We start from the raw sequence: 6352 nt of genomic DNA on the forward strand, positions 1-6352 counted from the left end.
GTAATTTCTCTATTTGTAGCTAAGTTAAACTACCAGTTTTTGCTACATCTTTCCTTATTTTCTCATGATAAACTTTTTTCACAGAGACTAGATTTTTTATCGCATTCATATTGTTAAAATTTGAAGCTATTACAATAAATTTTAAAGATTAGCGTTAAAAGTTATTATTAAAAATAAGTAAATTTTATTGTTTTAGTACAATATTTAATATACACTTTAAGGAAATGCATTTAGCTTAAATTTTATGTCAGAAGCAAGAAATCTAATTTTGGCAGCTGTCCTTTCAGTGTTAATTATGGTATCTTGGCGTGTTATTTACGATAATTTTCTTAATACAGACCAGGGTCATCCATCAATTGAAAATATTGAACACATAGAATCTTTTAACGATCTTGCTCCTATAATACACCAAAACCGTTCCGAAATTATTAATTCCACTCGAGAACAAAGGATTAGCTTAACCAATAATATGGTTAAAGGGTCGATTTATTTAAAAGGTGCCAGGTTTGATGACCTAATTTTAACTAATTACCACCTAGAACCAAATTCTTCTTCTCCGCAAGTGATGCTACTTTCACCTGCAGAATCAGAAGATGTATATTTTGCAGAATTCGGATGGCTGGATCCAAGTGGTAAAATTAAAGTTCCAGATTCCAAAACGGTCTGGCAGGCAGATGAAACTGAACTTACTAATCAAAAGGCAATCAATTTATTTTGGGATAATGAAAATGGCATTTCATTTAAGATGAAAATTAGCCTCGACAATAACTACATGTTTAAAGTTGAGCAAATTATTGCAAATAATACGAAGGACAATGTAATTTTGGTTCCTTATGGTAAAATTAATCGTAAGCGTGGTGATATTAACGAATCTTATTGGATATCACATGAAGGAGTAATAGGTGCATTTGATAACAAACTGGAGGAATGGACATATAAAGATGTTGCCAAGAAACACCTAATAAAAGCAAGCACAAGTGAAAAGAATTGGTTTGGTTTTGCTGATAAATATTGGCTTACAGCTATCATACCTGAAAAATCTGATAAAATAAATGTAAGCATTAAACATACGAACGTTAATAACATTGATAAATTTCAAGTAGATTTTGTTAAGCCTTACAAGAGCATACTTCCTGGCACAAATGTTTCTAATGTGAATTATTTTTTTGCTGGAGCAAAAAAATTGAATTTACTGGATTCTTATAAAAGTACTCTAGGTATACCTTTATTTGACAAAGCTGTAGATTTTGGCGTTCTTTATTTCATAACCAAACCAGTGTTTTTACTTCTTGAATACTTTAACTTCGTTTTGAAAAATTTTGGTTTAGCAATATTGTTGCTAACTTTAGTAATTAAACTTTTGATACTGCCTTTATCTAATAGGTCGTATGTTTCAATGTTCAAAATGAAAAATTTGCAGCCTGAAGTGGTTCGTATAAGAGAGTTATATAAAGATGATAGTTTAAGACAGCATAAGGAGATAATCGCATTGTACAAAAAAAACAACGTAAACCCAATGTCGAGCATTCTTCCTATGGTGGTACAAGTACCGGTGTTTTTTGCTTTGTATAAAGTATTATTTGTTACTATAGAGATGAGACACGCTCCTTTCTATTTATGGATTAAGGACCTCTCAGCTCCTGATCCAACAAACATTTTTACATTATTTGGATTATTTAGTTACAATTTCCCTATTTCTATAGGTATTTTGCCTATAATTTTAGGTGTTACCATGATAATTCAGCAGAAGATCAGTGAAAAAGATCAGATCAACAGAGATGATGTTCAGGTGAACGTTATGAGATTTTTACCTTACATTTCTATCTTCATTTTTTCCTCTTTTCCTGCAGTTTTGCTAATGTATTGGATATTTAGTAATGTCATGACTCTAATTCAACAATCATTAATAAAGTTATTTTTAACAAGAAAAGGAGGGATAAATGTCGAAAATACTAATAGTTAATTCAACTTACTATACTGAAATAGCAAACCTTTTGCTTGAAGGTGCAACCGATAAATTAAAAGGCAGTAGCGCAAGTTACGATGTAATTGAGGTTCCTGGTGCATTTGAAATACCAGCTGCAATTCTTTTTGCGGTCAAAAGTGGAACTGTTAATTATGATGGTTATTTAGCCCTTGGGTGCGTAATTCGTGGTGAGACTGATCATTATCAATACGTGTGTAAAGGAGTAATCGAAGGCTTAAATGAAGTTGTTATGCGTTATGCAGTGCCTCTTGGTATGGGTGTCATTACCGCTGACAGCAAAGATAAGGCTTTAGTAAGAGCTGATAAGAACAGAAAGAACATCGGTGGCCACGCAGCTTCAGCCGTTTTGCACATGATAGATTTATACAAAAAATTAAGCTGATGGAGGAGGAACTTACAGACAAGGGATGGCGTATAAGAAGAAGCACAGCAAGGTTTCTTGCTGTGCAAGTTGCTTACTCAAATATTTTTATAGGTTACGACAAAAGCATTTTTGAGCTGGAAAATTGTGAGTTTAGGGACTATGTAAACAAGTTAGCAGATATATTTGAATGTGAGGAATCTGATTACCAGTTCTTAGAGAAGCTATCATGTAAGGTTATAGAAAGCAGTGGAGAGTACGATAAAATAATAGAGCGTTATTTACATCCAAGTTGGTCTCTTTCGCGGTTAAATCTCTTAAGCTTATCAATTTTGCGTGTTGCAATGTGCGAGCTGGCTAATTGTGATACGCCAGCTCCAGTTGTTATCAATGAATATACCAACATTGCATCTGACTTGTTTGATAAACCAAGTGAAGTTGGTTTCATTAATGGACTATTGGACAAGGCAAAAGATGCAGTTAAACTAAATAAAAGTACTTGACAGTCTTTTTTGATAGCATGTTGGTATCTGAGCACTATAGGCTATGAGAAAGGAGAGTTGAATGGTGAGAGTAGTACAAAAGGTCTTTTATATTCTTTAAGATCTGTGGTAGACTGACAAAGGTTGTTTAATTATAAATAGCAAATGGTAAAAGACGAGAAATCGAAAACAATTTTTGAGGTGGAAGGGGCAGTAACCGCTTTATTACCTGCAGCAGAATTTAGAGTGAAGCTAGACAACGAACATGAGGTCATTTGTCATGTATCAGGAAAAGTCAGAAGAAGTAAAATACGCATTGTTATCGGAGATAGAGTGTTGGTAGAGATGAGCATTTACGATAGGAATGCGAAAAAGGGTAGGATAATTAGAAGGCTTAAAGGTACAAGTGACAGAACGATCTCTAGATAGTCTTATTCTTGCTTCGTCGTCAGAAAGGCGTATAGCCCTACTAAAACAAATAAGTATTAAGCCAGGTTTAGTTTTGCCAGCAGATATAGACGAAACTCCTTTAAAAAAGGAACTTCCGAAAGATTATTCAATCCGTATGGCAAAAAGCAAAGCTAAGAAGATACAAAGCTCAAACCCAGATTATTTTGTGCTTGGTGTTGATACGGTTGTTGCTTGCGGTAGAAGGATATTGCTCAAAACTGAAAACGTTGAGCAAGCAGAAAAATGTATTCGCCTGTTATCAGGAAGAAAGCATAGAGTATACACCAGTGTGTGTCTACTCACTCCCCATCGATCCAAACAGCATATTAGAACCGTGGTTACGATAGTGAAATTTAAACGTCTCAGTGAACAGGAAATTAAATATTATTTAGTATCAGAAGAGTGGAAAAATAAGGCAGGTGGGTGCAACATACAAGGCCTTGCTGGAATGTTCGTATTGTTCTTACGTGGCTCCTACTCTTCTGTGATAGGGTTACCATTACATGAAGCCTATTGTTTGCTGAGCAATTACTTTAACCTTAATTTATATTGACATACCTTTATCTTTTTCTTGCTGTTGCTTGATATGTTCAGTCCAAAGTAATTTTCTGTTCCTGTTTGCTAGTGCAATTCTATTGCGATTACGACTATTAGTGTGTTCTACTAAAGTATCTTCTCTTTCTTCTTCTATTACTCCAGCTTCCAGTCGTGCTACATCTTTTTCTAATAATCTATGTAGATTGCTATTTTTATCTATAGTCAGATCAGTGTCAGCATTCTCCCGTTCTGCCACTTTTTTTACATCTGTTGAATTGTCTTTTAGCAACCCGTCTGCTAGTAAACGTTCTCTAGTTTGTTCACTAATTTCTTTTTGATCCACCGGTCTTAGTGGGAACTTTTGAGTTTCTCTATCTAACTTACTGGTAAATTCCATAAGTAGAGTGTCATTACTTTGTCCAGCATTCATGAGGCTCTTTTTTAACTGTTTAGGACCTACTAGGGATTGTCCATTACTGCCTTGAGTTGGAGATGAAGGGTTTGAGTCGTCTCTACCGCAACTACTAGGATGTGCTTGAAATGCTTCTATATTTCTTAGCATTTCTTTATCTATTAACTGTTTGATACTCTTATTATCAGTGCTGGTTGATATAGTTCTGCTACTATCGTCAGAAGGTGTACTAGGTGGCATACTTTTCATGTCTAAATCACTTCTATTATTTGGTGTTGAAGCAGAGACACTAACAGTTGGACCTTCCACTTTTTTTACATCTGTTGAATCGTCTTTCAGCAACCCAGGTTCTAATGAACGTTCTCTGGTTTGTTCACTAATTTCTTTTTGATCCACCGGTCTTAGTGGGAACTTTTGAGTTTCTCTACCCAACCTACTGGTAAATTCCGTAAGTAGAGTGTCATTACTTTGTCTAGCATTCATGAGGCTCTTCTTTAACTGCTTAGGATTTAACTGAGATTCATCATGACTAGGACGAATTGGAGGTGAAGAGCTGGAGTTACTTTGTCTAGCGTTTCTTCTGTTTTCCTTCCATTCTCCTAATGCTTTACTTATTTTTTGAAAATTCCTCTCTTCCTCTTCAGGTTCCTGTCCACTCCTGTGAGAATTTTTCTGTGGTTGAGTGTCACCACTTTGTTCAACGTCAGTATTTCTACTAGTGCTAGTTGGAGATAGAGGTTTGCTATCATCACTCTCTCCTTTTTCTACAGTATTACTCTGACTATATTTTTTGGATAATTTTTCCTCTAGAGCGTCCAGATTTTGATTGTTTTCTTTACCTTCAATTTTATCCTTCAACCAATTACGTATAGGATCATACTGGCTACCATTTTCTATTTTTTCTAAAACATTTTCTATGAATTGTTTTTGCGCTATATCAGTTGCGTTAGAGCTGAATTTATTTTGCCCATCATCTTGGTGGTCTAAGCCCTCTTGTTCACCGAAAATATTCCTTTTGAGTGAACTAGTTCTAGGTGGCGGTGGAGGAGGAGTCTGAGACCCAGTCTCTTGAGTTATGTTGTTAGCTTTGTTTTCTTGAATAGGTTCTTCAACATCCCTTTTTATCGCAGCTTCGAATGATGGCTCATTCACTTCTTTCCACCTTCCTTTTGCTAATACTTCATATAAGTATAAATTGCCTATTTTTACATCTTTATTCGCTTGTAGCTGTTCTTCACTAACACTATGACCTCCTATACGTTCTACAGAACCATTAGCATTAATATTAATTGTAACAGTACACTTTTCCCCGTTCACATACCAATTTAGCGTCATTTCGTATGAACCATCGATTACGACATAATGCCTTATTTTTCTTCCTCCTTCCTCAGCAACAAAGCCGTGTATTCCGCTCTTTCCATCGCTATGCAACGTTGAAAACCCGAAGATTCCATTTTTCTGACAAAAATCACTATTTAAAAATTCGCTGATTTTGAATTCTTTTTTGTTGTCTTCCAGCGTAATACTTGCGTGGTTACCGTATATTTTAACACCATCCTCTTTAACGCCACCCTCAATATAATCTTTCAACTTTTCTCGAACTTCACTTTCGAGCTTTCGTTTAGCTCTGTCTCCAAGCTTTTGTGCAGCTTTCTTTATCTTGTCGCATTCTTGGAGAATAACTTCACACGCTTTATTTTTGTTTTCATCTTCATCCCAATAGGGGTGTTCTATTGAAAACTTTACTATATTGAAGTCAACTACGGCATTGTAAATTGACTTATTTTCTTTTTCATCAAATAGAAGCGGAAGACTGCCATCTTCTTTTATCTCTTCGGACAAAGACGAAAAATTTTGAATGAACTCATGATAACTGCGTTCTTGTTGTGTATTTTCAGTGCTCATATTCTTCCTCACTAATAACCCTCTACCTTTAGCTTGTTAGCTAATATAATTATTACGGGAATTAGTTGAATTTCTATTAAAGATGCTAACTATGGATTAGCCGATAAAGAAAGAGCTGGAAATAGAGGGTTTTATGGGTTCAAACTACATATGGTAATTAATGAAAAGGGTGAGATTCAAGGGGTTACCTTGACAAAAGGTAAGGTTGATGACAGAAA

General features: G+C 35.1%; 7 protein-coding genes. 6 read left to right on the forward strand and 1 reads right to left on the reverse strand.

All coding sequences use genetic code 11. From position 1 onward, the window contains the following. Nucleotides 1-244 precede the first annotated feature (244 nt). From yidC to GO685_RS02770, 5 genes are all read left to right on the forward strand, one after another. Nucleotides 245-1963, forward strand: a complete 1719-nt coding sequence (gene yidC, locus GO685_RS02750; protein WP_175937478.1) for a membrane protein insertase YidC — start codon at nt 245-247, stop codon at nt 1961-1963. Further along, nucleotides 1941-2369 (forward strand): 6,7-dimethyl-8-ribityllumazine synthase, encoded by a 429-nt coding sequence (locus GO685_RS02755; RefSeq protein ID WP_175937479.1) that lies wholly within the window; start codon nt 1941-1943, stop codon nt 2367-2369. Before yidC ends, GO685_RS02755 begins: the two co-directional genes overlap by 23 nt. After that, complete coding sequence (gene nusB / locus GO685_RS02760) at nt 2369-2851, forward strand: transcription antitermination factor NusB (protein WP_175937480.1); 483 nt, start codon at nt 2369-2371, stop codon at nt 2849-2851. Before GO685_RS02755 ends, nusB begins: the two co-directional genes overlap by 1 nt. A gap of 144 nt (nt 2852-2995) precedes the next feature. Next, nucleotides 2996-3259 (forward strand): translation initiation factor IF-1, encoded by a 264-nt coding sequence (gene infA, locus GO685_RS02765; RefSeq protein ID WP_041045802.1) that lies wholly within the window; start codon nt 2996-2998, stop codon nt 3257-3259. Beyond that, nucleotides 3237-3833 (forward strand): Maf family nucleotide pyrophosphatase, encoded by a 597-nt coding sequence (locus GO685_RS02770; protein WP_175937481.1) that lies wholly within the window; start codon nt 3237-3239, stop codon nt 3831-3833. The genes infA and GO685_RS02770 overlap by 23 nt, the downstream gene beginning before the upstream one ends. On the opposite strand, the gene GO685_RS02775 is transcribed toward GO685_RS02770, so the two are convergent. Continuing rightward, nucleotides 3825-6134, reverse strand: a complete 2310-nt coding sequence (locus GO685_RS02775) for a hypothetical protein (RefSeq protein WP_175937482.1) — start codon at nt 6132-6134, stop codon at nt 3825-3827. The two genes, GO685_RS02770 and GO685_RS02775, sit on opposite strands and share 9 nt — an antisense overlap. Before the next feature lie 69 nt (nt 6135-6203). Between GO685_RS02775 and GO685_RS02780 the strand changes: the two genes are divergently transcribed. Beyond that, nucleotides 6204-6352 (forward strand): transposase (locus tag GO685_RS02780; RefSeq protein WP_343033208.1); only part of this gene is annotated, 149 nt, incomplete at its 3' end.

The organism is Wolbachia endosymbiont of Madathamugadia hiepei (assembly GCF_013366855.1).
In the GTDB taxonomy this organism is placed as follows: Bacteria; Pseudomonadota; Alphaproteobacteria; order Rickettsiales; family Anaplasmataceae; genus Wolbachia.

Excerpts from the sequence above, each read along its gene's own strand:
- infA (WP_041045802.1), top strand. The coding sequence starts at position 2,996 with ATGGTAAAAGACGAGAAATCGAAAACAATTTTTGAGGTGGAAGGGGCA.
- yidC (WP_175937478.1), top strand. The coding sequence starts at position 245 with ATGTCAGAAGCAAGAAATCTAATTTTGGCAGCTGTCCTTTCAGTGTTA.
- nusB (WP_175937480.1), top strand. The coding sequence starts at position 2,369 with ATGGAGGAGGAACTTACAGACAAGGGATGGCGTATAAGAAGAAGCACA.
- GO685_RS02755 (WP_175937479.1), top strand. The coding sequence starts at position 1,941 with ATGTCGAAAATACTAATAGTTAATTCAACTTACTATACTGAAATAGCA.
- GO685_RS02775 (WP_175937482.1), bottom strand. The coding sequence starts at position 6,134 with ATGAGCACTGAAAATACACAACAAGAACGCAGTTATCATGAGTTCATT.